At 40.5% G+C, this 24221-nt stretch carries 24 protein-coding genes; 17 read left to right on the top strand and 7 right to left on the bottom strand.

All coding sequences use genetic code 11. The annotated features are described in order from the left end of the window. Window positions 1–364 precede the first annotated feature (364 nt). Window positions 365–4276 (top strand): rhombosortase-dependent M36 family metallopeptidase, encoded by a 3912-nt coding sequence (locus tag H4J65_RS04815; protein WP_182196171.1) that lies wholly within the window; start codon window positions 365–367, stop codon window positions 4274–4276. A gap of 91 nt (window positions 4277–4367) precedes the next feature. Next, complete coding sequence (locus tag H4J65_RS04810; protein WP_182183489.1) at window positions 4368–4889, top strand: hypothetical protein; 522 nt, start codon at window positions 4368–4370, stop codon at window positions 4887–4889. Window positions 4890–4927: 38 nt separating this feature from the next. On the opposite strand, the gene hslO is transcribed toward H4J65_RS04810, so the two are convergent. Together hslO and hslR are read right to left on the bottom strand one after the other, a co-directional pair. Then, window positions 4928–5785: an Hsp33 family molecular chaperone HslO gene (hslO, locus tag H4J65_RS04805; protein WP_182183526.1), complete on the bottom strand. Its 858-nt coding sequence runs from the start codon at window positions 5783–5785 to the stop codon at window positions 4928–4930. A 9-nt stretch (window positions 5786–5794) separates the two neighbouring features. After that, window positions 5795–6208: a ribosome-associated heat shock protein Hsp15 gene (hslR, locus tag H4J65_RS04800; RefSeq protein WP_182183487.1), complete on the bottom strand. Its 414-nt coding sequence runs from the start codon at window positions 6206–6208 to the stop codon at window positions 5795–5797. A gap of 361 nt (window positions 6209–6569) precedes the next feature. Here hslR and gspC point away from each other — a divergent pair, with 361 nt between their 5' ends. The 12 genes from gspC to H4J65_RS04740 all read left to right on the top strand — a co-directional run bounded on the left by gspC (window position 6570) and on the right by H4J65_RS04740 (window position 18176). After that, window positions 6570–7541, top strand: coding sequence for a type II secretion system protein GspC (gene gspC / locus H4J65_RS04795; protein WP_182196167.1), 972 nt, complete (start codon window positions 6570–6572; stop codon window positions 7539–7541). A 17-nt stretch (window positions 7542–7558) separates the two neighbouring features. Further along, window positions 7559–9646: a type II secretion system secretin GspD gene (gene gspD / locus H4J65_RS04790; RefSeq protein ID WP_182196163.1), complete on the top strand. Its 2088-nt coding sequence runs from the start codon at window positions 7559–7561 to the stop codon at window positions 9644–9646. Between the two features lie 2 nt (window positions 9647–9648). After that, window positions 9649–11244, top strand: a complete 1596-nt coding sequence (gspE, locus tag H4J65_RS04785) for a type II secretion system ATPase GspE (protein ID WP_259367528.1) — start codon at window positions 9649–9651, stop codon at window positions 11242–11244. 71 nt (window positions 11245–11315) lie between these two features. Next, window positions 11316–12539, top strand: coding sequence for a type II secretion system inner membrane protein GspF (gspF, locus tag H4J65_RS04780; protein ID WP_182137434.1), 1224 nt, complete (start codon window positions 11316–11318; stop codon window positions 12537–12539). 2 nt (window positions 12540–12541) lie between these two features. After that, entirely contained in the window at window positions 12542–12976 is a 435-nt protein-coding gene (gene gspG, locus H4J65_RS04775) for a type II secretion system major pseudopilin GspG (protein ID WP_182183480.1), read from the top strand. A gap of 26 nt (window positions 12977–13002) precedes the next feature. Continuing rightward, on the top strand, window positions 13003–13626 hold the full coding sequence (gene gspH, locus H4J65_RS04770; RefSeq protein ID WP_182196158.1) for a type II secretion system minor pseudopilin GspH: 624 nt from the start codon (window positions 13003–13005) through the stop codon (window positions 13624–13626). Continuing rightward, window positions 13610–14008, top strand: coding sequence for a type II secretion system minor pseudopilin GspI (gene gspI / locus H4J65_RS04765; RefSeq protein ID WP_182196155.1), 399 nt, complete (start codon window positions 13610–13612; stop codon window positions 14006–14008). The genes gspH and gspI overlap by 17 nt, the downstream gene beginning before the upstream one ends. Beyond that, window positions 14005–14676, top strand: coding sequence for a type II secretion system minor pseudopilin GspJ (gene gspJ / locus H4J65_RS04760; RefSeq protein WP_259367527.1), 672 nt, complete (start codon window positions 14005–14007; stop codon window positions 14674–14676). The genes gspI and gspJ overlap by 4 nt, the downstream gene beginning before the upstream one ends. A 5-nt stretch (window positions 14677–14681) precedes the next feature. Continuing rightward, entirely contained in the window at window positions 14682–15701 is a 1020-nt protein-coding gene (gspK, locus tag H4J65_RS04755; RefSeq protein WP_182196277.1) for a type II secretion system minor pseudopilin GspK, read from the top strand. Next, window positions 15701–16969, top strand: a complete 1269-nt coding sequence (gene gspL, locus H4J65_RS04750; RefSeq protein WP_182196151.1) for a type II secretion system protein GspL — start codon at window positions 15701–15703, stop codon at window positions 16967–16969. The genes gspK and gspL overlap by 1 nt, the downstream gene beginning before the upstream one ends. Further along, complete coding sequence (gene gspM, locus H4J65_RS04745) at window positions 16966–17433, top strand: type II secretion system protein GspM (RefSeq protein WP_182196148.1); 468 nt, start codon at window positions 16966–16968, stop codon at window positions 17431–17433. The genes gspL and gspM overlap by 4 nt, the downstream gene beginning before the upstream one ends. Continuing rightward, window positions 17433–18176 carry a type II secretion system protein N gene (locus tag H4J65_RS04740; protein WP_182196145.1) on the top strand — a complete coding sequence of 248 codons (744 nt, stop codon included), beginning with the start codon at window positions 17433–17435 and terminating at the stop codon, window positions 18174–18176. The genes gspM and H4J65_RS04740 overlap by 1 nt, the downstream gene beginning before the upstream one ends. A gap of 303 nt (window positions 18177–18479) precedes the next feature. Here H4J65_RS04740 and yrfG read toward each other — a convergent pair whose 3' ends face one another. After that, the gene (gene yrfG, locus H4J65_RS04735) at window positions 18480–19157 is read right to left on the bottom strand and encodes a GMP/IMP nucleotidase (RefSeq protein WP_182196142.1); all 678 of its coding nucleotides are present in this window, start codon (window positions 19155–19157) and stop codon (window positions 18480–18482) included. A gap of 139 nt (window positions 19158–19296) precedes the next feature. On the opposite strand from yrfG, the gene nudE reads away from it, so the two are divergent. The 3 genes from nudE (at window position 19297) to H4J65_RS04720 (ending at window position 21344) form a co-directional block, all read left to right on the top strand. Continuing rightward, a complete protein-coding gene (gene nudE, locus H4J65_RS04730; RefSeq protein ID WP_182137426.1) occupies window positions 19297–19854 on the top strand; it encodes an ADP compounds hydrolase NudE in 558 nt (185 codons plus the stop codon). Continuing rightward, window positions 19851–20669: a 3'(2'),5'-bisphosphate nucleotidase CysQ gene (cysQ, locus tag H4J65_RS04725; protein WP_182137425.1), complete on the top strand. Its 819-nt coding sequence runs from the start codon at window positions 19851–19853 to the stop codon at window positions 20667–20669. The genes nudE and cysQ overlap by 4 nt, the downstream gene beginning before the upstream one ends. A 93-nt stretch (window positions 20670–20762) precedes the next feature. Next, entirely contained in the window at window positions 20763–21344 is a 582-nt protein-coding gene (locus H4J65_RS04720) for a YceI family protein (RefSeq protein ID WP_182196137.1), read from the top strand. A gap of 141 nt (window positions 21345–21485) precedes the next feature. Here the strand turns inward: H4J65_RS04720 and H4J65_RS04715 are convergent, their stop codons facing one another. The 4 genes from H4J65_RS04715 to H4J65_RS04700 all read right to left on the bottom strand — a co-directional run bounded on the left by H4J65_RS04715 (window position 21486) and on the right by H4J65_RS04700 (window position 24134). Beyond that, window positions 21486–21722 (bottom strand): YheU family protein, encoded by a 237-nt coding sequence (locus tag H4J65_RS04715; RefSeq protein ID WP_182137423.1) that lies wholly within the window; start codon window positions 21720–21722, stop codon window positions 21486–21488. Further along, window positions 21719–22690, bottom strand: coding sequence for a hydrolase (locus tag H4J65_RS04710; RefSeq protein WP_182137422.1), 972 nt, complete (start codon window positions 22688–22690; stop codon window positions 21719–21721). Before H4J65_RS04710 ends, H4J65_RS04715 begins: the two co-directional genes overlap by 4 nt. A 183-nt stretch (window positions 22691–22873) precedes the next feature. Further along, entirely contained in the window at window positions 22874–23005 is a 132-nt protein-coding gene (locus tag H4J65_RS04705) for a DUF3149 domain-containing protein (RefSeq protein ID WP_182137421.1), read from the bottom strand. A 391-nt stretch (window positions 23006–23396) separates the two neighbouring features. Then, on the bottom strand, window positions 23397–24134 hold the full coding sequence (locus H4J65_RS04700) for a tetratricopeptide repeat protein (protein ID WP_182137420.1): 738 nt from the start codon (window positions 24132–24134) through the stop codon (window positions 23397–23399). Between the last annotated feature and the right edge of the window lie 87 nt (window positions 24135–24221).

The following is a 24221-nucleotide window of genomic DNA, read 5'->3' as shown; positions in this document are numbered from 1 at the left end:
GACGACTTAAATGGCCTGTATACCAATATTGTATTTGATGGTGTGTTTATTGGAACCACTATTCACTTTTAATACTTAAGGCTAGACGTTAATACAAAGCAGGGCTGAGCAATCAGTTCTGCTTTTTTATTGTCCAAACAACCCGTATCTTAGATTTAATTTTGGCATAAAGTGAGTAAAAACCTTCTACCGAAACGCCGGGTAAAATAGTGACAGTTAAAATCATAAAAAACAGTCTGGACTGTTGTAAGAGAGTTAAAGAAAGTGTTAATAAATGTAATAAAATATAACAAGATGTAATATTGTAATAAGGCAATATTGATATTTAAGTGTTAAAAGTAAACCAAAATAAAAAGGGAATGTAATGAATTTTAATAAATCTGTAATCGCCAGCTTTGTTGGTGCAGCTTTAGCTACGACCGCATTAGGTGTAGCGGCTAATGACAACATAGCATATAAATCTTTTTCAGTTGATAACGTTGCTGAAACTAATGCGCGCAGTAAAGTGCAAACTGCAAGTGGTATGATTAATCAATATGATTCTGTTTTGGGAAAAACCACTTTTCAATGGGCAGGTAAAAATGCTGAAACACCAGATTTAGGACCAGTAGCAGCGGCACACCGAGTTACCCATGCTGCGGACTTTTACCTTAATAAACTAGCAGGTTTGTCATCAATTAAGTCAAATGTTGCACAAGTTAAATTAGCTAACATACATGATTTGGGACGCGGAGCGATTGTTGCGAAATATAAGCAAGAAGTTGCTGGTGTCGAAGTATTCAATCGTGAATACAATATCATGATGGACCGCGAGTTTAATTTAGTTGCCTCATCAGGCTATTTAGCTGATAAACGAGCTGCTAAATCTCTTTCTTCAGCCATTAAAAATATCACTGCAGAATTCGGAGACTCTTCGCACTCTATCAATGCCGCATTTACGGCAATGGGTGGCAATGCTAACACTGTGGCATTAAAAATTAAAAGTACTGATGGAAAATATGATAAGTTTTCTGTCGTTAATTCAGCAACGGATAAAGTCCTCGTTGGTGAACCTCGCGCTAAAAAAGTTTTTTTTGAACATAAGAATAAGCTAGTCGCTGCGCATTATGTTGAAATTGAAACTAGCGCTATCGATAGCGTTGATTCAGAATACGTTAGCTACGTTGTTTCAGCTAGAACTGGTGAAGTATTATTTAAAAACAACCTAACGAGTCATGCAGCTGATTTCAATTACCGTGTCTATGCTGATGCAAGTGGCACACCATGGGATAGTCCTCATGGTGACGTAGTACCCGCTCCAGCTGATGCTGATCCGAATGCGTTTTTAACTGCAGGATACTTAGAAGCTCCGTTAGTAACTTTGAGCCATGGTCCTATCAGCACAGAGGATGCTTGGTTAGCCGATGATGCAACTTTTACTTCTGGTAACAATGTTACTGCGTATGTAGATGCTGTAGCGCCGCAGGGTTTAACTAATGGCGATTATATGGCGGAGGTTAGCAGTGCTAATACTTTTGATTACAAATATAACGTTGATGAAGCGGAGTATTCTTTAAATAACCGTAAAGCAGCCATTGTTAATTTATTCTATGTGAATAACTATTTACATGATGACTATTATGAACATGGCTTTGACGAAGCAGCCGGCAATGCCCAAGCTTTAAACTATGAACGTGGCGGTGTTGAAGGTGATGCATTAAATGTAGAAGTGCAAGACAATTCTGGTTTAAATAATGCCAACATGTCTACACCAGCAGATGGTGCCTCTCCTCGTATGCAAATGTACTTGTGGGAAACAACTCAAGTCACCAATGGTGTTGACTATGGTGTGACAGTGACTTCGCATGATGATATTGGCCTTGTTTTAAATACTCAAATTGCATCGTTTGGTCCAGAGATTTATGAATTGTCTGGCGATGTGGTACGTATTGATGATGCAACTGATGGCTGTGAAGCTGCAACCAATGGTGCTGCTTTAGCCGGTAAAATCGCCATCATAGATCGTGGTGTTTGTAAATTTACGCAAAAAGTTAAAAATGCGCAAGATGCTGGTGCTATCGCTGTACTTATTGTGAACCATAAGAACAATGGAAATCCTGCCTCGATGGGAGGTGATGACGAGACAGTAACTATTGCTAGTATGGGTCTTACTTTTGCGGCAGGCGAGAGTATTTATAGTAAGCTTGCAGCCAATGAAACTGTTTCAATCGACATGTTTAAAAACGACCTTTCAAGAGCCTTTAAGGACAGTTCGTGGGATAACGGTGTTGTCGCGCATGAGTGGGGTCACTATATCGGTAACCGCTTAGTGGGTAATGGTTCAGGTTTAAGTAGTCCACAAGCCCGTTCTATGGGTGAAGGTTTTGGTGATTTCCATGCATTATTGTTTGTGTCTGAAGTTAAGGATAACTTAGTTTTAGGTAATGAAGAATATGATGGTGGTTATGCTGATACATCTTATGTATCAAGTTTTGTAGACGGAATACGTCCATACCCTTACTCGACAAATAAAACTATTAACCCATCAATGTTTGCAGACATTGGATTATACCCTGGCGAAGTTCATCGTCCTGGTTCTGTATGGGGTAATATGTTGTGGGAATCTTTTGTTAGTATGGTGAATGACGAGCGTCATACTTTTGATGCAGCTAAGAGCCTAATGAAAGATTACTTGGTCGCTGGTTACAAAATGATGCCAATGGCGCCAACCTTTACTGAAGGTCGCGATGCGATATTAGCGGCAGCATATGCCAACGATAGGGAAGATTACAAACTTTTATTAGCGGCATTTGCTAAACGTGGTATGGGTCTAGGCGCAGTATCACCCAGTCGATTCGCCACTGATCATGCCGGTGCTGTTGGATCTACTAAAACAGACTTAGCTACATTCGCAGTAGCAGACCACGTATTGAATTCTAACTATGAAGGATTAATGACTGGTTATTGTTCAAATGACAATATTTTAGATAAAGGCGAAACCGGTACGGCTAGTTTTACCCTGAAAAATGGTGGTAATTCTGTGTTAGTAGGCCTTACGGGTACTGTTGAAGTCGTCAGTGACCATGAGGTAACTTTTGCAAACGAAGGTGTTGTATCATTTGATGATATTGCAATACTTGATTCAGCAACGAGTACACCACTTGAATTCACCTTGAATGAAGCGAGCACTGGTGATGAGCTAGTACTTAAATTTATTCCAACGCTAACAGACGGAATGGAAGCTGATGAGTATACATTCTCAACGACAACGAACGTTGACTTTGTTGAGCGTGAGCTTGTTGGTACGTCGCAAGTTGAAGACTTTAACACCTTATCGCGCTTGAATGACTTTACAGAGGTTGTGATGGCAGGTGGCGATCAAGCTGTCGGAACATGGCATCTTGACCAATGGGATGTAATCGATGGACTCATTGCGGCAACAGGTCATAGCTTTACGTCTGATGTAGCTTATAAAACACGTACTATGTTAGTTGGCTTTGATGGTGACTACAGCATTTCATTCTGGCATTTGTACAATCTTGAAGCCGAGTATGATGGTGCTGTTGTCGAGGTGAGTGTCAACGGTGGCGATTGGGCTGATGTTAGCGAAATGGGAGGTACTTTTTTTGGTGATGGTTACACTGATATAGGACTTGATAATACTGGAACGGCTATCGCAGGTCGTAATATGTTTTCCGGAATAAATTATGGTGAGGAAACTATTAACTTCGGTGAGAACTTAAATGGCAACGAAGTACAATTCCGTTTCCGTATCGTTACAGATGCTTACTATGCACCGGGTCCATTTTCAGGCTTCTCATCAGGTTGGTATATTGATGACATGACGTTTACCAATATGGAAACTAGCATTTTCTCAGATGTAGTTGCTGGTGATAGCCTTGCTTGTGATAACCGAGCGCCAAACGTGAGTGCTGCCTCTGCAACAGAGGTAAGGGTTACTGAAGGTGGAAGTGTTAGCTTGAGTATAGCAGCATCAGATCCAAATGCAGATGTTCTAACGTATAGTTGGGAGCAAACCGCTGGAACAGCGGCAACATTGACGGGTGGCGACACTGTTGCGGTTTCATTTACTGCACCGAATTTAGCATCAGGTAGCGAAACGCTAACATTCGTTGCCAGTGTTAATGACGGTACTGAGACAGTTACTCAGAGCTTTTCAGTAACAGTGAATGACGTACCAGCACCAGTTGCACCACCTAAGAAAAAATCAAGTGGTTCTACAGGCTTATTGGCATTTTTATTATTACCTTTAGCGTTACTACGTCGTCGTAGATAATGTAAAGTAATCTAAATAGCTGATTGATGATTCAATCAGCTTTTTTTATAGGTATTGGTTTTTAAATATTGATAAAATAAAAGGTGAGGTTATGAAAAGTAAATTAATGAGCGCTGTGGTTATTTCGACATTTATAGTTGGCTGTAATAATGCGAATGATCATGAACATTCGGTCGAGCAGCATGAAGTAAAAGCGTTAAATAGTGTGGAAAATAATAACGACAATAAAAGGCTCAACTTGAAAAGTGAAATGGGTGATCACGCGCTGCTAAATAAGGCGGCACAGAAACTCAATCAATCAATTAGCCTAAATGGTAATAAGTTTACATTAGTGGATGGTAAATTAGAACAAGGCGCACAAGTATATAATACGTTAATGCATGAGTATGGAACTATTAAAGGTAGCCTGGTGGTAGTGCTATCAGATGAAGGTGTTTTTAACAAAAGTTATTTTAAAACAGTGAAAAAAATAGCCAAAAAAACTTTTCGTGTTTGGCCTACTAAAAAAGGTGATTTGTATCTTGTCTATCAAGATTTAACGCGTAATGCTAACTTCTCTGTTGTGGAGCTAGAGGTTGACTATTCCCCAATATCTAAGCAGCAGACTCACTAGCAATACACAGCGAGTCTGCACTATATGTTTGTAGTTTTTTAGTGAGTTGTGCCGTCAATAAATTGTGCTAATTGAGGACGCTTAAATTCATAAGTGGTCAGACAATAATCACAAGTCATCGAGACACTACCTTGCTCAACAATAATACTTTCAAGTTCGCTCGGTTCAATTTGAGAAATGGTATTTAAACACTTTTCTTCTGAGCAACTACATTGATAGCTAACGGCTTGTGGCTCAAAGAGTCTAACCTCTTCTTGATGATATAACCGGTAAAGTAAGTCTTCGCTAGCTAATGAGAATATCTCTTCAGATTTAATCGTATTGGTGAGTTGGCACAAGTGCTCAAAATCGGCTTGTTGTTGCTCTTTATCATCACCATCAGGTAGTAATTGAATTAAGGTGCCTGCTACTTGCGAGCTTTGCTCATCACTAAAAAGCCAGATTTTAGTGGGGATTTGTTCTGAAACATCAAAGTAGTGTTCTAAGCATTCGGCCAAGGTATCTTGCTCAAGCGCTACAACACCTTGATAAGGTTCGCCATTGTTCGGCCGAATAGTGATGATCATATTGCCTTTACCGATAAGGTCTTTCAGCGCTGTTGCCTCGGTTTCGCTCACCATACGTGCAATACCACGCATTTCTTGGCGATTATTGCCATTTACGGCTAAATATCCTATTGGGCCATCGCCTTGAAGTTGTACAGCGATTTCACCTTCAAATTTTAATGTTGCCGTTAATAAGCAAGTGGCTGCCACCAATTCACCTAACAATTGCTTTACGCCCAACGGGTAGTCGTGTGCAGCAACAATGTCTTGGAAGGTTTGGCTTAAGTTAACCAATTCGCCTCGAGCATGTAGGTTGTCAAATAAATAGCGATTTAAGATATCTTTTTGTATGGTCACTGTTTACATCCTTTCTTTTAATTGCCGAATTTGTCGACGTTGTTTCTTATCAGGTTTAGTGTCACTGGCTGGGCTGAGCAAAATACCCTGCTGGCGAGCTAAGTTGTTTTTCTCACGGGTTTTAACGCTTTCAGGCGTTTCTTGATAAAGTGTTTGAGCAAAACTTGCATCTCGGCGTTTATCTGCCAAGGCAATGACCAAAACATGTTTTTCTTCAAAACCTTGGCGAAAGGTAACGCGATCACCTAAAACAACAGCTTTGCCTGATTTACTGCGTTGGCCATTATAGAATACTTTACCGCCATCGATCATCTGTTTTGCAATTGCTCGGGTTTTATAAAAGCGCGCCGCCCACAACCACTTGTCTAAGCGAGTTGACTGGGTATTGTTTGTCTCAATAACGTTAGGTTTGGTCATTGTTTTGTTTATATCCCGTGCAGGCATTATAAATTGGCGAAAGTTAACATAACGGTAATGTTTACGCTAGTTAGAATGCATTTGGTTACATTTTTAAGCTTATACTAAGGTCATTAAATAAGGTCATTAAATTATTGTCCACTTTTATTGCTTAAAATACACTAGGACAGTGCCGGTTATGTTTAGTTTGAAGCAATGAACACCTACCCTGATTTACTTTTGCTGTGCGCAACTAGATCACAAACATCATGAAAAATGGCATAATTATAGGTAAAAAATAATATGACGTCTTGTTGCCAGACGTTTGGTCAAGTATCATCAAAGTGACTTTAAATTTCCAGATAATAAAAAATTATAAAAAATGACATTATCGAATAACCTATCAAACGCGTTTGAGCAGCTTGCTAAGCTGCCGCAACAAAAAATTACCCAAGTCATTATCTTGGTGTTGCTTAGTTATATTGCCTTTCTCTTTGCGCAAATAACCTGGCTAGGGTTAGCGGAGAGCGATCATAATGCGAACTTAACACTTAATAATTTATCGTCTGTTTCAGTAGCGCCAAAAGAACAAGTTCAGGTGAAAGCCATTCAAGCACTTAATCTTTTTGGTGTTTTTTCTCAGCAAAACGTAAATCGTGTTGAAGAGGTGGTTGAAGACGCGCCAGAAACACGGCTGCAACTCATTCTAACCGGTGTGGTTGCTAGTACTAACAAAGCGACTGCCGCGGCCGTAATAGAAAGTGCCGGCAAGCAAGAAACCTATAGTATCGGTGAAAATATTAAAGGTACTCGGGCGGTGTTAGAAGATATTTTTCACGATCGTGTCCTGTTAAAAGTATCGGGTGGCTTAGAAACCTTAATGTTTGAAGGTTTAATCTTTGATAAAAACATTAAGGTTATTAAACCACGTTACAACCAGCAAGCCGTGACGCAACCAACAAGAAATACCACTCAAAAGTCTTCACCTGATAATTTTTCACCCACCAATATTGTTGATCAACGAGATAATCAAGCGCTAGCGCAAGTGACCAAGTCGCTGCGAACAGAATTGGCTAGCGACCCAGGTAAAATTACTGATTATTTAAAAATTTCCCCTAAACGAGAAAATGGTAAAATTACCGGCTATCAATTAATGCCAGCAAAAGATCCAACTTTTTTCCAAAGTGCGGGTCTTAAGTCCGGTGATGTTGCGGTACAAATGAATGGTTTTGATTTAACCGCGCCACAAGAGGCAGCTCAAGCGCTACAATCTTTAAAAGAACAACGCGAAGTTTCGCTGTTACTTGACCGTAATGGTGACATAACAGAAATACTCTTCAGTATAGACAATTAGAATAAAAGGAATAATAAATGCGCAAATTATTAAGCGCACCTTGGTATAAGCGAAGCCTTACCGGGGTTGTTACTGCAGTTTTACTCAATAGTGTTTTGCTTTCTGCCAATATCAGTGCTGCAGAATATTCGCCTAATTTCAAAGGTACAGAAATTGGGGAATTTATTAATATTGTCGGTAAAAACTTAAGAAAAACCATGATTGTCGATCCAAACGTACGTGGCAAAGTTAATGTCCGTAGTTATGACTTATTAACTGAAGAGCAATATTATCAATTTTTCCTAAATGTTTTAGAAGTATATGGTTTTTCTGCCGTATCAATGGACAATAATATTGTCAAAATCATTCGAGATAAAGATGCAAAAACCTCATCTATCCCAGTAGTCGGTAATGAAAACCCCGGTGCAGGTGACGAAATGGTTACCCGTGTGATTGAAGTTAAAAACGTCACCGTTCGCGAGCTTACGCCATTGCTGCGCCAATTATCAGATCAAGCAGGCGGCGGCAACGTGGTTAACTATGATCCTGCCAACGTTATTATGTTAACTGGCACCGCGGCTGTCGTTAATCGCTTGGTGCAAATTATTGAACGGGTTGATAAAGCCGGCGATCAAGACGTACAAATCATTAGCCTTAAATATGCATCGGCTGGCGAAATGGTCCGTATTATTGAGGCAATGAACAAATCTGGCCAAGGTAAAAGCTCTAGTACACCGACTTTTTTAATCCCTAAAATTGTGGCTGATGAACGCACCAATAGCGTTATTGTTAGCGGCGAAGTCAAAGCACGTGAGCGTGTGGCAAGATTAGTGTCGCGCTTGGACAGTGAATTAGAATCGAACGGTAACACACGGGTTTATCATTTAAAGTACGCAAAATCTGAAGACATGGTGAAAGTACTTCAAGGGGTGAGTGAATCTATTGAAGCAGACTCCTCTACAACCAGTTCATCATCGCGAAAAAGCAACACACGTAATGTCAGTATTGACGCGCATGAAGATACAAATACTTTAGTGATTACCGCCCAACCAGATATGTTGCGCTCATTAGAAGCGGTTATTCGCCAGTTAGATATTCGTCGAGCACAAGTACTGATTGAAGCTATTATTGTCGAAGTATTTGAAGGTGACGGCGTCAACTTAGGCGTGCAGTGGTATCATGAATCGGGTGCCGTGTCTCAATTCAACAACGGTGTAGCACCTATTGGTTCTCTTGCCGCAGCAGCAGAAGCTGCTCGTTCAACTCCGGGAACAAAAGGTTCAACAGTCACATCAGAAAGTGGTGCGGTTACTGTTAACCCTGATCAAGCCGATACTAAAGGTGATTATAGTTTACTGGCCCAAGTATTAGGCTCTGTTAGTGGCACTATGTTTGGTATTGTGAAAGATGACTGGGGCGCGATAGTCCAAGCGGTAAGTTCTGATACTAATTCAAACTTATTGTCTACGCCAAGTATTACCACACTAGATAATGAAGAAGCCTATTTTATTGTTGGCCAAGAAGTACCTATTATTACGGGCGCGCAAACGGGCAGCAACAATAGTAATCCCTTTCAAACAGTAGAGCGCCAAGAAATAGGTATTAAGTTAAAAGTCACACCACAAATTAATGAAGGTAGCGGTGTGCAGTTAACCATTGAACAAGAAGTGTCTTCGGTCAGTGGTGCTACGGGTGTTGATATCTCAATCAATAAACGTGAAATTAAAACCACCGTGATGGCTGATGATGGCGCAACCGTAATTTTAGGTGGCTTGATTGATGAAGATGTGCAAGAAAGTGTGCAAAAAGTACCTTTACTAGGCGACATTCCATTTATTGGCCACTTGTTTAAATCTACCAGTAATACCACGCGTAAGCGTAATTTGATGGTGTTTTTACGGCCCACTATTGTCCGTGATGGCAAATTGATGAATGACCTGAGTAGAGAAAAGTACAACTATATTCGCGCGCTAGAAATTCAAAAGAAAGCAGCGGGTCTTGAATTAATGTCGGGTGAGAAGTTGCCTATTTTGCCAAAATGGAATGATCAATTGGCATTACCGCCGTCGTTTGACGAATACATGAAAAAGCGTGATGAAGAAAAGTCATCTGCTGAAAACGAATAGCCATGAGTGACATTGCCCCACAAACACAAGTGCTTGTTAACGCAAATGAGCAAAGTGCTGCCAGTGAAAACACCTTAGCACCTGATGCGTCGTCAACGATTGCCGTTAGTGACATTTTGAAAGATGAAAATGTTCGCTTTCGCCTACCCTTTGGTTTTGCTAAGCGCCACAGTGTGTTGGTGGCAAATGATCATGGTGTGTTACGTTTAGTTTGCACTGACTTGCTCAGTGCTCATATTTTGTTGGAAGTACGCCGTGTACTCAAAGCCCCTTTTACCCTTGACGTAAAAAGTGCCCAAGAGTTTGAACAATTGTTAACCATTGCTTATCAGCGCGACTCATCAGAAGCGCAACAAATGATGGAAGACATTGGCAACGAGGTCGACTTATATTCCCTTGCCGACGAGATGACCGAAACCGAAGACTTATTAGAAAACGAAGACGATGCGCCGATTATTAAACTGATCAATGCCATGCTCAGTGAAGCCATTAAAGAAAACGCTTCTGATATTCATATTGAAACCTTTGAACAAGCGTTGCAAATTCGCTTCCGTGTTGATGGTGTATTACGTGAAGTGTTAAAACCTAATCGTAAATTAGCCTCATTACTTGTTTCACGTATTAAGGTGATGGCCAAGCTCGATATTGCGGAAAAACGCATTCCTCAAGATGGTCGTATTTCGTTAAGAATAGCGGGTCGAGCCGTAGATGTACGCGTTTCCACCATGCCAACAGGCCATGGCGAACGTGTAGTTTTGCGCTTACTAGATAAAAACTCAACACGTTTAGACTTAAAAGACTTAGGCATGAGCGATGGTAACCGAGCACGTTTTTCTGAATTAATTGAAAAACCCCACGGCATTATACTGGTTACCGGGCCAACAGGATCTGGTAAAAGTACCACTTTGTATGCCGGTTTAAGCCAAATTGATAGTAAAGAACGTAATATTCTCACGGTTGAAGATCCCATCGAATACGCTATTGAAGGTATCGGGCAAACACAAGTCAATACCAAGGTGGATATGACTTTTGCCCGAGGCTTACGCGCGATACTTCGCCAAGATCCCGATGTGGTTATGGTGGGTGAAATTCGAGATTTAGAAACCGCCCAAATTGGCGTGCAAGCGAGTTTGACCGGGCATTTAGTCTTATCTACCTTACATACCAATACAGCGGCAGGTGCGATAACGCGCATGGAAGACATGGGTGTTGAACCTTTCTTGCTTTCATCAAGTTTGCTAGGGGTTTTAGCGCAGCGATTAGTCAGAACCTTATGTCCGCATTGCCGCGAATGTAGCACTCCATCAGCGGAAGAGCGCAAGTTATTGCAACTAAGTGACGACGATACCGCGCCAATATACCGATCTGTTGGTTGTGAAGATTGTAACTTTAAAGGTTATCGGGGCCGAACCGGTATTCATGAACTGATTGTCGTTGATGAGAAAGTTCGTGCATTAATTCATAACGGTAAAGGTGAGCAAGCGATTGAAAAATTTATTCGTAAATCGACACCCAGTATACGCCGTGACGGTTTTGATAAAGTCATGCTTGGCGAAACTACGATTGAAGAAGTATTGCGTGTTACGCGCGAAGACTAACAGTCGACTCACTAAGTACCTAACTAAGTACTGAACTAAGTACTGAACTAAGTATAGATAAATTGTAAATTATGGCAGCATTTGATTATCAGGCAGTAGACAGCCGAGGCAAAAATAAAAAAGGGGTTATCGAAGGCGATACCCCTAGACATGTGCGTAATTTATTGCGCGAACAGGGCTTAATGCCGATTGAGGTTACGCCCTGTCTGCAAAAAAGTAAGCAAGAAAGTAAAAAGTCTATTTTTGCCGGCGGTAAAAAAATATCAGCGTCGGAGTTGGCATTAATCACACGGCAACTATCAACCTTAGTTGAGTCAGGTTTGCCGATAGAAGAGTCCTTGATGGCTGTTGGTGAGCAGTGTGAAAAAATCGCTATAAAAAGCATGATCATGGCGGTGCGTACAAAAGTCACCGAAGGCTATGGCTTAGCTGAAAGTATGGCGGAGTTTCCGCAAATATTTAATCACTTATTTCGCGCTATGGTTGCTGCGGGTGAAAAATCAGGCCACCTCGAGAAAGTATTAGACCGTTTAGCGGATTACACCGAAAAGCGACAACAACTGCGCTCGCAGCTTATTCAAGCCTTGGTATACCCGGTTATTATGACCGTAGTGGCCACTGGCGTTATTGCTATATTACTGACCGCTGTCGTACCAAAAATTGTTGGCCAATTTGAGCACATGGGCGCTAATTTACCCGCCACCACCCAGTTTCTCATTGCCAGTAGTGACTTTTTACGTGACTATGGTTTAGTTATTGTGCTGATTGTCGTCGCACTGATGTTACTTTGGTCGCAACTGCTGAAAAAAGCCAGTTTTAGGTTTGCCTATCATAAGCGTTTTCTTGCCATACCTGGCATAGGTAAAGTAGCAAAAAGTGTCAATACCGCAAGATTTGCTCGTACCTTGAGTATCTTAACCGCGAGTGCCGTTCCTTTATTAGAGAGTATGAAAATATCGGGTGAAGTACTCGACAATTTATATATTAAGCAAAGTGTTAAAGAGTCAGCGGATAAAGTCAGAGAAGGAACAAGTTTACGGGTGTCATTAGAGCAAACTAAACTGTTTCCTCCCATGATGCTACATATGATCGCCAGTGGCGAAAAAAGTGGTCAGCTTGAGCATATGTTAGGTCGAGCTGCAGATAACCAAGACCGTGAGTTTGAGGCTATTATTAATATATCATTAAAAGCATTTGAGCCCGCTTTAATGGTGGTAATGGCCGGTATTGTATTATTTATCGTGATGGCTATTTTACAGCCAATTCTTCAGTTAAATACGTTAATAGGAAATTAGAAATGAAAGCAGTAAGAAATATTCGAGGTTTTACCCTGTTAGAAGTTATGGTCGTTATCGTCATTTTAGGCATTTTAGCCAGTATGGTGGTGCCTAATTTGCTTGGCAGCCAAGAGCGTGCCAATGTCCAAAAGGCGGTGTCAGATATTAATGCGTTGGAAACGTCTTTAACTATGTACAAAATGGATAACTATCAGTACCCAACTACGGAGCAAAGCTTAGAAGCCCTAGTCACTGAAACGGATATAGAGCCAGCGGCACGTCGTTTTCCACAAGGCGGTTATGTTAAGCGTTTACCTAACGACCCTTGGGGCAATGAATATCAACTACTAAACCCGGGGGAACATGGCGTTATGGATGTATTTTCTATGGGACCTGATGGTGAACCTGGTACAGACGATGACATTGGCAACTGGAATCTAGGCGATTATCAATAATCAGTCGCCTAAATTATTGACTCACTATGAAGCTTAAAAACGGCCATCTGCCTAAAGATAAACATCGCCAGCAAGGTTTTACCTTAATTGAAGTGATGCTAGTGATCGTGTTAATTGGCGTGATGGTTTCTGCAGTACAATTTACTTTTTCTGGTAATAAAGCGGAACAAGTATTAGAACAAAACAGTATCCGTTTTGCCGGCGTTTTTGATGTCGCAGCAGAATACGGCCTGTTAAATAATATAGAGTTAGGCTTGTTTGTTGAAAAAAATACTTATCAATTTCTTGGCTATGACGGTGTTAGTTGGTCGCCGATTGCCAGTAATCCTATGTTTGAGGTCTTTACTTTACCTGAAGGGATAGAAATTACCTTGCAGCTCGATGATCTGCCTATTGAAGAACCTTTGCTGTTTGATTCGTCGTTATTAATTAATGAAGACCAAGACGATAACTTTACTGAAGAAGAAAAGAAAAAAACCATCCCTCAAGTGTATATGCTCTCTGGCGGTGATATCACCCCTTTTAGCTTAACCTTTTCATTGGCAGAGTTTGCTATTGATGGCGATGAAAACATCAGCTTTAAAGTGTCTGGCATCTACACCACACCATTAACGATAGAAGGGCCACTAGTTAATGCTAACTCTCGTTAACTTTAGTTTTCATAAACTGGCAAAAGGTTTTACCTTAATTGAGGTGATGTTGGCGATGGCAGTGTTTTCAATTGCCGGTATTGCTATTTTAGGTACGGCAGATACCAATGTGCGAAACTTAGGTTATTTAGAAAGTAAAATCATGGCGAGTTGGGTGGCATCTAACCAGTTAGTTGAAGTCACAGTCAAAAGTGCATGGCCACCAAAAAACAATAAAAAAGGTAAAGTAGAGCTAGCAGGGCAAACATGGTTTTGGCAACAAAAAGTACTTAAAACAACGGACAAAGACATGCGTTCGATTGTTATGCAAGTGCGACTTGATGAGAAAGAAACTTCAGCATTAACCAGTTTAACCACTTATATCTCTAAGCCTAACCCATGAAAATTGCTATCATTAAACATGGTTTTTTGAAAAACCCCGTTTGCCTTATGCCAAAGCGCAGCCAAGGCTTTACCTTATTAGAAGTGCTGATTGCGATTGCGATTTTTTCAGTGATCAGTATGGCAAGTTTTAGTATTTTTGAAACCGTGATTAACAGCGACGCAGCAACCAAAGCACGCACTGACCGTATTAACGAACTGCAGCGGGGTTTTTTAATTATCGAGCGTGATATGTTACAAATAGCGCGACGCAGTGTACGTTTAAACGGTGAAGCACCCCTGAGTGATTTTTTACATACTGACAACGACAGCTTCACTAGCAGTGAACAAGCCATCGCCTTTGTTCGTCATGGTTGGACTAACCCAGGATTACTGTTACCTCGTAGCGATATGCAGTCAGTAGCTTATCAACTAAACGAAAATACTGTTGAGCGAGTACACTTTAACTTTGTTGATGCGGTGTTAGGCGAAGTGCCAAAAGTCAGGCCATTAATATCGCAGGTAGAAAAACTAAATTTCGAATTTTATGATGGGAAAAAATGGCAAGAAACCTTGCAAGAGAATACTTTACCTATGGCCATTGCGATTGAAATAGACACCACAGACTATGGCATTATTCGTCGCCAATTTATTGTTGCCGGTGATAACCTGCAAGATAATGGGGACTAGCAGTGATGAAAGTTTTTGCCGGTAAACATAGCGCCAAAGGTGTTGCGTTAATCACAGTTATGCTTATTGTGGCATTAATCGCGATTTTGGCAACGCAAATGACCGCGCGTTTACAATTACAAATGCAACGCACCACCAATATTGCCTCAAACCAGCAAGCCTATTGGTACGCCATGGGCGCAGAAGCCTTTGCAAAAAGAGTGTTAATACAATCCTTTGCAGATAATGCCGAGGTAACACATTTAGGTCAAATATGGGCGCAAGGGGAGAACACTTTTCCTGTCGATTTAGGCGAAATTACCGGCGAGATAACCGATTTAAATAGCTGTTTCAACTTGAATGCCTTACGAGCCGACGATGATGACAGTAACAATATTCGTAATAATGGTAATGTAGCGACAAAATCGCCAGCAAGAGCCGCGTTTGAAGAATTACTTATTTTAATGAATATTGAAGGTGTTGGCAGTTTTGAAGCGCAATATATGGCAGATGCTTTAACCGACTGGTTAGACGCTAATAGCAGCATTTCAAGTTCAGGTGGTGCTGAAGATAATGATTATGCCGCAAAAGCATTCCCTTATTTAGCGGCAAATAATTATCTTGCGAGTATCGGCGAGTTAAGAGTCGTTGAGCATTTTACGGTCAATGTCATTAATAAACTCAAAGACTATGCCTGTGTTTTACCTAATACTAACCTCAATAAGATTAACGTAAATACCATCGCATTAGATAAGCCTGAAATACTTGTCGCCATGTTAGGGATAAGTCAAAATGAAGCGACACAAGCTTTGACTGCTCGCGGTGAAGAAGGCTTTAAAAGTGTTGATGAATTTTTTAATTTAAGTGAGTTGAGTAAAGCTAAAATACCCCCTGAGAAAAAACAACAATTTGCCGTTACCAGCGAGTATTTTAAGCTCAAAACAACAGCAAGTTTTAATAACAGTTACTTTGCTTTGAATACCATTATGAAAGTAGATAATAAAAACAATATAAGTGTGATCAGTCGCATCATAGGACGAGAGTAATGGGTGAAACCTTATTTATCCGTTTAGGCAGCCAAATTGAAAATAAAATTCACTGGCTGATCAAAACCAACGGACAAGAAGATATTATTGCAAGTGGTGAGTTACCTAATGCCAACGCATTGAGTCAATTAACTGAAAAATCGACAGCACGGGATGTGGTCGTTTTTGTACCCGCAAGTGACATTGCCATTAAACGCTTAAAAGTGCCTGGCTCATCTCAACGTGCTATTCGTTTAGCGGCGCCATATATGATGGAAGAAACGCTGGCACAAGATGTTGAGCAACTATGCTTCGCCTTTAGTGATACAAAACAAGATGAGCAGGGTAATAACTGCTTTGTTGCGGCACTTGAGCGTAAGCAGTTAGAGCTTTGGCTACAGTGGCTGGCCAATGCAGGAATATTCACTAAGTCAATCATCCCCGATGCGCTGGCATTACCCTTGGACAGCCAAAGCAGCACGGCAGTGATGCTGGGTGAGCAAGTCTTAATCAGGCTTGGTGCATGGCAAGTTATGTCATTTGAAGCCAATGCATGGCCTATTATTGCGCAACACTTTAGTGCTCGGGCAGAAGATAGTGCACGAGTAGAAAATAGTGTACTAGCAGACAATGAAAACACCATTTTAGCCTATTCATCTCTACCGCAAGTGCCGGCGGAAATAAAGGTCGAATACTTACCCGAAGAGCTGCCTTTAGCTATTTTAGCGAATAATCATTCCGCTAAATTCAACCTACTACAAGGTGAGTTTCAAGTAAAAGAAAAACGTTCAGCAACCAAGACCAGTTGGCTTTGGGTCGCCGGTATTGCCGGTGTAGCCTTAGTGCTTAACTTTACCCTTAAGGGGGTAGAATTATATCGCTTGTCAGATCAGCAATCGGTTATTGAAGCGCAAATTATCGCTAATTATAAAGCAGCATTTCCTCAGACTAAGCGCGTCAAAGTGTCAACCGTTCGCTCACAGTTACGACAAAAATTAGCTGAGGTGGGTAATAGTGACGAATCTATAGGATTTTTATCATTATTAGTTAAGCTTGAGCCCGCATTAGCCAGTGTGCCTGAGATTAAACCACAAACACTAAAATTTGACGGTAAACGCCATGAAGTCCGTATGCAAACCATTGCCAAAGATTATCAATATTTTGAAAAGTTAAAAGTGGCGCTTGAAAAGGTAGGATTAACCGTGAATTTAGGTGCACAAAATAATCAAGGCGAGCAAATTTCAGGCTCGTTTAGTATTACAGATACCGCAGCTAAGGGGCGCTCATGAAAGCTTGGTGGCAACAGTTAAATATACGTGAACAACGTTTGGTCAGCGTGATGTCAGTGCTTATATCGATATTTATTTTATATGGTCTTATTTGGCAGCCGCTGACGGAAAATATCGAAAAAACAACATTAAAGCTTGAACGTCAACAAGCCTTGTTAACTTGGGTGACCGAAAACACCCAACGCTATCAACAAGCAAAACGTAGTGCACGAGCCAATTCGGGCGCAAGTTTGTCGAGCATAGTCAACCGCACTTCTAGCGCTAATAATATAACCATTACTCGCATGCAGCCCCAAGGCGATGACTTACAGGTCTGGATTGATGAAATCTCATTTAACCAGTTATTAACTTGGTTAGAGCAATTGGCTATTAGCGATGGTCTACAAGTTAAAAATATAGATCTTAGTTCAGCTGATCAGCAAGGTATGGTTCGTGTTCGTCGATTACAGTTAGGAAAGAGTTAATGAAAAATAAGTTTGCTTATATCGCCATTTTTTTTACCGCATACAGCGTTTTTGTTTTAGCATTAATGCCGGCAAGTTGGTTGATGGCGCAAATTAATTTACCGAAAAATATCACTATCGCCGCCGTAGAAGGTACTATTTGGCAAGCCCGTGTTAAGCAGGTGATGGTTGATGACGTTGTGATTAACCAAGTGCAGAGTTCGCTATCGTTTATGTCTTTGTTAATGCTTGACCCAAAACTTGATATTAGCTTTGGTGGTGCTTTAGTCAATGGCCCTGAAGGACAGTTGACGATAAGTGGCTTATTATCTGACATGGTTCTTGAAGATGCGCAGATAGACCTTGCTGCCAACACAGTGACCGCAAGGCTTAACTTACCGGTTAATGTTATTGCCCATGAACAATTAGCGCTAACTATTGACCGTTTTATTATTGGCACGCCGATATGTCTTGAATTACAGGGTAATTTGCAATGGCGTAATGCGGGTATTACCGCTTTTGATGAAAAAGTTGAGTTTGGTACACTTAAGGCAAAATTAACCTGTGATAAAGGCGAACTTGTCGCTGATATAGACCCTGAAAATGATTTAGGATTAAGTTATCGTGCCCAATTAAAGCAAGGCGGGCGTTTCTCAGGCAGTGGATATTTAAGCCCAGGGGCTAAATTTCCTGAGCAATTAAGATCAGCATTAAGCTTTTTGGGTAAGCCAGATAATCAAGGTCGATATCGCTTAAAAATATAATGGCTAAATAACGGCTACATAACGACTATATAAGCCATTACTCACCTTATACCTAGGTAGGTCTAGGTGAGTTATATCAAATACTTTATTGCTCTTATGTGAGCAATCAATGCGCCAGGTTAGTGTCATAGCGATTGAAATAAATAATCTATTATTCGAAGGTGGCCTAAATATTTATAGCGGCGTTACTTTCAATCACACACGCCAGTACCAGTTATTGCGCCATCAAGGGCCTTGCTCTTGCATACCTCAGCTCAGTTATAATGACTGACGAAATGCAATGGCTATCCTATCCAGGGATGATTAATTGTCCCATTTGCTGTTGTTTATTCCTGCCAGCAAAACACTATAATCAGTAATTGACGGGTAGTCATTAATCACAACACTGGCTTTTTTACTATCGGGGTTTGCCACCGCTAATAAATGCTCAATGCCATATTTTTTAGCAGAATCGAGCATAACGATACTGTCATCAACAAAAAGTGTCTTCTCTAAGGCAAAACCATGCTTTTGATGTAGGCGTTGCCAGAGTAGTTGTGATTCTTTTGTCACACCAAATTCGTGAGTTGAATATAGGGTATCAAAGTATTTATCTAACTTAGTGCGCTCTATTTTTAGCGATAAACTATCAGGGTGGGCATTAGTCACCAATACCACTTCACGCCCTGATGACTTAAGCGCGACGAGAAAATCATGTGCGTCACTGCGCAGTTGAATCAAATGTTGCACTTCGCGTTTTAGGTCGGTGATCGACAGTTGTGTTTGCTGGGCCCAATAATCAAGGCAATACCAATCTATAGTCCCCGCCACTTTTTCGTAGTGATTTGCTAATGACGTTTGCGCATCAGCTAAACTTACCCCGTGTAAATCACTATAGCGTTTAGGTAAGTGGTGCAACCAAAAGTGATTGTCAAAATGTAAATCGAGTATGGTTCCATCCATATCAAGTAAAACAGTTGAAATTTTTGACCAATCAAGCATAGATTTTTCCCTAGAAACACGTTTATTATAGGAGCATACCAAAGAGGTTTGGTTATGTATTCAACGTTATCGTGTTAAGGTTAAACTTTAGTTTTTTCAACGTTGCATTCTCAGTTAAGTTGTTGCAATAAAGGCCGTTATGACAACAAAAAAAGTACTACCGCAAATTACCGCACGCAAGCAAGTTGCTAAAAGTCGTTTATTTTCGATTGAACAAGTCGACCTAACTTTTACCAATGGCGAAAAACGTGAATATGAACGTATGTCTGGCAAAGGCAGAGGGGCGGTGATGATTGTACCTATGCTAGATCAACATACCATGTTACTAGTACGTGAGTACTGTGGCGGCACTCACACTTATGAACTCGGCTTTCCCAAGGGGCTGATTGATGCTGGCGAAAGTGCGGCAGAGGCAGCTAATCGAGAATTAAAAGAAGAAGTGGGCTACGGTGCTCAAACATTAACCTCAATACATACCGTTGCCATGGCGCCCGCATTTTTTGATGCCAGCATGACCATTTTTCTCGCGGAAAATCTTTATACTGAAAAGCTGCTCGGTGATGAGCCCGAAGCGTTAGAATTAATACCTTGGCCGTTAGCCGATTATCGGCAGTTGATGCAAGAGCCAGATTTCAATGAAGCACGCAGTATTGCCGCGCTATTATTAGTAAAAGATCACTTAGGAGGTATTTTATGAGCCCAGAAAAATTATTGTCAGTAGCACTTGAAAGTGCCAAAAAAGCGGGACAAGAAGTCGCGAGTTACTATAAGCATGGCAACTATACGGCTGAAATGAAGGAAGATAATAGCCCAGTGACCAGTGCTGATATGGCGGCAAATGACATTCTAATGGACGAACTAAGAAGGCTAACACCTGATATTCCCATTATTTCTGAAGAAGTGGGGGCATTAGCACTTGCTCAGCGCAGCAAATGGTCACGCTATTGGCTATTAGACCCTATTGATGGAACCGGTGAGTTTATTGCTGGCAGTGGCGATTTCGCTGTCAATGTTGCTTTAGTGGAAAATGGCTGGCCAACTATTGGTGTTATCCATGCACCTGATCATCAATTAACCTACTATGGCCAAAATAATTTAGGCGCATTTAAAGAAAATGATAGCGGTAGTCATCAAATACAAGTAGCAAAATATGATGGCCAGCGCCGAATTAAAGTCGCGATTAGTCGTCGCCAAGATATTAACTTAATGGGGCAGTATTTAAATGATAAATACGACTTCGACCATGTTGCTTTAGGCAGCTGCTCGCTAAAAAATTGCTTAATTGCCGAAGGTGGTGCTGATTGTTATTTACGGGTTGGGCCAACAGGTGAGTGGGACACTGGCGCTAGCCATTGTATCATTGAACAAGCGGGTGGCAGTATTATCGACAGTGAATTTAAGCCATTAACTTATAATCAACGTAAAACTTTAATGCAGCCTGATTTTTTATCTTTAGGGAATAAAGAGATCCCTTGGCATGATATTATTAAGCCGCACAGAACAACACGCTAACAATCAATAAGAGCCTAAGCAAAGAGTTAACATACTTATTTGCTTTTTAGGCATAAAGGTCAAGGCGAAAGCCTGACATAGATGGAGAACAGAATGCGCCAAACAGCTTTAATGTTAATTACCCTACTTGTGGCTACAATCAGTTTACCTGCTTTAGCTACATGGAAACTCGACAATTCAAGTTCACTACTTAGTTTTACTTCGGTGAAGAAATCGGCTATTGCTGAAAATCACAGTTTTGCAAAACTTGCAGGCGATATTGACGCAAAATCACAGGTGACTATTAGTGTTGACCTAGCTAGCGTAAATACCAATATTGCCATCCGCGATGAGCGAATGAAAAAATTCCTTTTTGAAACTGACAAATATAGCTCAGCAAATTTTACGACTCAGTTGGATAAAGAATTAATTAACACTTTAAAAACTGGCCAAAATCAACAACTCAGTCTTAGCGGAACACTTGATTTTCATGGTCTACAACAAGTAGTCATTATTGATGTTAGTGTTGTTAAGCTAAGCGCAGATAAAATATTGGTCAACACGATAAAGCCATTTTTTATTAAAGCGGATGCTTTTAGTGTCGTTGCGGGCATTAATAAACTTAAAGAGTTAGCGTCTCTACCGAGTATTGATTATGTCGTGCCGGTAAGTTTTTCAGTTACCTTTACTCGTTAAATTAAAGGTCGTTAAGTTTAAAGGTCGTTAAGTCTACACTTGGCTAAGTGCAACATTCGTTAAGTTGACACAGCATTACTCTTTATCAAAGGCACTTAATCAGTGCCTTTTTCATTGCAATAAACTGTAGGTACATTTTTCTTAAGCGCTTTCGTCACTGTCTTCAACCAATTGATCTGTCGGTAAAATATTAACTGTCTCATGTAGTTCTGAGTAGACCAATAGGGCAGACCCTTGGGTTAATTGCTGACGCACTTGGGTGATTTTATCACTGAGTGATACATCTTCACTACCATACTCAGTACCTTCTCGAAGGACAAAGTTCTCAATAATGGCGTTTAAAGTCTCGGTTGATAATTGTTCTAATGGAATGATCATAAATATCTCGTGAAAAATTCAGGTATACGCTGCTCAAGCCAAAATTGTGGCTTAAGTGGATTTTTACCGGTAATGAAGCCAACATGGCCACCATGAGCACTAATTTCAAAGGTTAATTGCTCTGGTAGAACACCAATAGCTGTGGTGTTTTCATGGCATAAAAAGGGGTCATCGCTCGCGTGAATGATTAAGCATGGTGTGGTTATCTGTTGAAGTACATCTCGACCGCTTGCTTGTTGATAATAGTGATTGGCATCGCGAAAGCCATTAACTGGGGCGGTGATCATTTGATCAAACTCTCGAATAGAGCGAACCTTGTCTAAATGGTTTCTGTCTATATTATTGAGTAAATCTGCATTTATTTTTTCAATGGTGCTGGCTCTAAGCATATCAACTAGGTACTTTTGATAAACGCGCGAAAAGCCTTGATTAATTCTGTCGCAGCAACTTGATAGGTCAAGTGGAGCACAAATTACACCGGCGGCTTGATAGATATTTTGTTTTTGTTCTGCCAAATATTTGGTTAATACATTACCCCCCAATGAAAAGCCTATAATCGCTTTTTTTGCGGTAGGATAAGTATCAGCAAGATATTGACTAAAGTAGTCAACATCACAAGTTTGACCACTATGATAAGACTTTGCCATACGATTGGGTCGGCCACTGCAACCGCGAAAATGCATTAAAACACCTATCCAACCTTGCGCTTTAATTGCAGATAACATGCCTTTAGCATAATGACTGTTTTTTGAACCTTCTAAGCCATGTAATACGGCGACAATGGGCCGAGAGCACGAAGGGCTAACTTTTTCGGTCCACGCCAAATCTACAAAGTCACCATCGGGTAACTCTAACGTTTCATTTGTGGTGTTAATGGTGTGACCACGCCTAAAAAACTTAGCGGCAATGGTTTGGCAGTGAGGGTTTTTAAGCCACCAAGCAGGGCTGAAAGAACTTTTGGTAAACATAACGTGGTAATAGTGTGTAATGCAAAAAATTATTGTACGTTAAAACACTGTGGATGCCCAATGTTTAGCCATCAATGTACAAGCTTATTAAGCTTAGCGCAGAGTAAAAAATCAAGGCTGAGCCGATAGCATTGATCTTGTTATATGTTGAATCTATATACCTTGACTGTACTCTTGCTAGATTTACTTTTCATCTTCACTAATATGCTTTAAAAAATAATAGACATAAAAACCACATATACCCAGTAAAACCGCTAAGCCAATAAAAGAATAAAGCACAACAGGGTCGTTGATTAGCATATTTAAAACGTTCATAACTGACTCCAAAAAACATCAAAATAGTAAAAAAATTAGATAACTATTGTAAATAATAACTCAGTACTACTTATTGATTTAGATCACATTCATTGCCATTGTATGCTGTGAATATGATGGCTAGTAATGGAGGCTAGCATTGACTTTAGGTATGGATTTTAGGTATTGATTTCAGGTATGGTTTTTTATGAATAGTAAGAAACAAGCAGTTTAGAGTTTAACTTTTTTATCGCTGAGGTTACTGACTTTTGTCATTAAATAAACCGTTAGATAAATAACTGACTGAAAGGCAAAAATAAACCCGCTAACGTTTGTTGCGGGTTTATTTTTTTATTGCAGCCGGTCAACAATAGGTTATTGTTAACTGGCTAATACAGACGAATTTTTTCGCCTAACGGTTTTGCTCTATTAGCGCTTGCCTTAATTTCAGCTCTCTTTGTTGTATTATGTTGCGCTGAAGAGTATCGGCTTTTTCACGGCTGATTTTAATTTCTTCTACCGTTAACTTATGCTCGTCCATATCGCGACTTTTTTCTGCTATACGATAGCCATTTCTAGCGGCAATAATATTCCAGATGTACGACATCTCTGTACTTTTAGCGACCCCTTTGCCGTCAAAATACATTAAGGCGAGGTTAAATTGCGCTAGTGCGTAGTTTTGATCCGCGGCCTTTTGATACCAGCGCGATGCTTGCAAATAATCTTGTGGTACACCGCTGCCATTATAAATCATCACCCCTAAGTTAAATTGTGCGCGAGGTAAGCCTTTTTTTGCCGCTTTTTCCATTAAGGTATAAGCGGTGTTTAGATCTTTTTTAACGACTTCACCCTCACTATATAACAAAGAAAGGTCAAACAAAGCATCTGAATAATTTTGTGACGCCGCCAAATGAAATAATTCCACTGCTTTTGTTGGATTTTTCATCACGCCGTAACCATTTAAATAAACTAAGCCCATTTGATATTGAGCAGGTGCATATCCTTCTGCTACTAAAGGCTCAAATTGAGCTATTGCGGCGTTAAACTCACCACGATTAAGATCGTATATGCCTAAATCTAAATCTGCGCTGTATGCAAAGTTCTGAGCAAATAGGGCAATACTAAGTACGAGTAAGGTCAATTTTTTCATTTTAATGTCCTATAGTCTGGTGTTGTCGCCATTAAACGCAATGACAAGGTATGTTGCTGCAATGTGTAATTCATAATGTGTTAAGTG

It is taken from the genome of Colwellia sp. MB02u-9 (assembly GCF_014077085.1).
GTDB lineage: Bacteria > Pseudomonadota > Gammaproteobacteria > Enterobacterales > Alteromonadaceae > Cognaticolwellia.
Note: the sequence above shows the minus strand (reverse complement) of the source record. Positions and strands in the feature narration are given on the sequence as shown.

Bases quoted from the DNA above. Each gene is read 5' to 3' on its own strand.
- gspL (WP_182196151.1), top strand. From the start codon at position 15,701: ATGGGTGAAACCTTATTTATCCGTTTAGGCAGCCAAATTGAAAATAAA.
- gspF (WP_182137434.1), top strand. From the start codon at position 11,316: ATGGCAGCATTTGATTATCAGGCAGTAGACAGCCGAGGCAAAAATAAA.
- yrfG (WP_182196142.1), bottom strand. From the start codon at position 19,157: ATGCTTGATTGGTCAAAAATTTCAACTGTTTTACTTGATATGGATGGA.
- cysQ (WP_182137425.1), top strand. From the start codon at position 19,851: ATGAGCCCAGAAAAATTATTGTCAGTAGCACTTGAAAGTGCCAAAAAA.
- H4J65_RS04810 (WP_182183489.1), top strand. From the start codon at position 4,368: ATGAAAAGTAAATTAATGAGCGCTGTGGTTATTTCGACATTTATAGTT.
- H4J65_RS04710 (WP_182137422.1), bottom strand. From the start codon at position 22,690: ATGTTTACCAAAAGTTCTTTCAGCCCTGCTTGGTGGCTTAAAAACCCT.
- gspG (WP_182183480.1), top strand. From the start codon at position 12,542: ATGAAAGCAGTAAGAAATATTCGAGGTTTTACCCTGTTAGAAGTTATG.
- gspM (WP_182196148.1), top strand. From the start codon at position 16,966: ATGAAAGCTTGGTGGCAACAGTTAAATATACGTGAACAACGTTTGGTC.
- gspI (WP_182196155.1), top strand. From the start codon at position 13,610: ATGCTAACTCTCGTTAACTTTAGTTTTCATAAACTGGCAAAAGGTTTT.
- nudE (WP_182137426.1), top strand. From the start codon at position 19,297: ATGACAACAAAAAAAGTACTACCGCAAATTACCGCACGCAAGCAAGTT.
- gspJ (WP_259367527.1), top strand. From the start codon at position 14,005: ATGAAAATTGCTATCATTAAACATGGTTTTTTGAAAAACCCCGTTTGC.
- gspH (WP_182196158.1), top strand. From the start codon at position 13,003: ATGAAGCTTAAAAACGGCCATCTGCCTAAAGATAAACATCGCCAGCAA.
- H4J65_RS04700 (WP_182137420.1), bottom strand. From the start codon at position 24,134: ATGAAAAAATTGACCTTACTCGTACTTAGTATTGCCCTATTTGCTCAG.
- H4J65_RS04740 (WP_182196145.1), top strand. From the start codon at position 17,433: ATGAAAAATAAGTTTGCTTATATCGCCATTTTTTTTACCGCATACAGC.
- H4J65_RS04715 (WP_182137423.1), bottom strand. From the start codon at position 21,722: ATGATCATTCCATTAGAACAATTATCAACCGAGACTTTAAACGCCATT.
- H4J65_RS04705 (WP_182137421.1), bottom strand. From the start codon at position 23,005: ATGAACGTTTTAAATATGCTAATCAACGACCCTGTTGTGCTTTATTCT.
- H4J65_RS04720 (WP_182196137.1), top strand. From the start codon at position 20,763: ATGCGCCAAACAGCTTTAATGTTAATTACCCTACTTGTGGCTACAATC.
- gspK (WP_182196277.1), top strand. From the start codon at position 14,682: ATGAAAGTTTTTGCCGGTAAACATAGCGCCAAAGGTGTTGCGTTAATC.
- H4J65_RS04815 (WP_182196171.1), top strand. From the start codon at position 365: ATGAATTTTAATAAATCTGTAATCGCCAGCTTTGTTGGTGCAGCTTTA.
- gspC (WP_182196167.1), top strand. From the start codon at position 6,570: ATGACATTATCGAATAACCTATCAAACGCGTTTGAGCAGCTTGCTAAG.
- gspD (WP_182196163.1), top strand. From the start codon at position 7,559: ATGCGCAAATTATTAAGCGCACCTTGGTATAAGCGAAGCCTTACCGGG.
- hslR (WP_182183487.1), bottom strand. From the start codon at position 6,208: ATGACCAAACCTAACGTTATTGAGACAAACAATACCCAGTCAACTCGC.
- gspE (WP_259367528.1), top strand. From the start codon at position 9,649: ATGAGTGACATTGCCCCACAAACACAAGTGCTTGTTAACGCAAATGAG.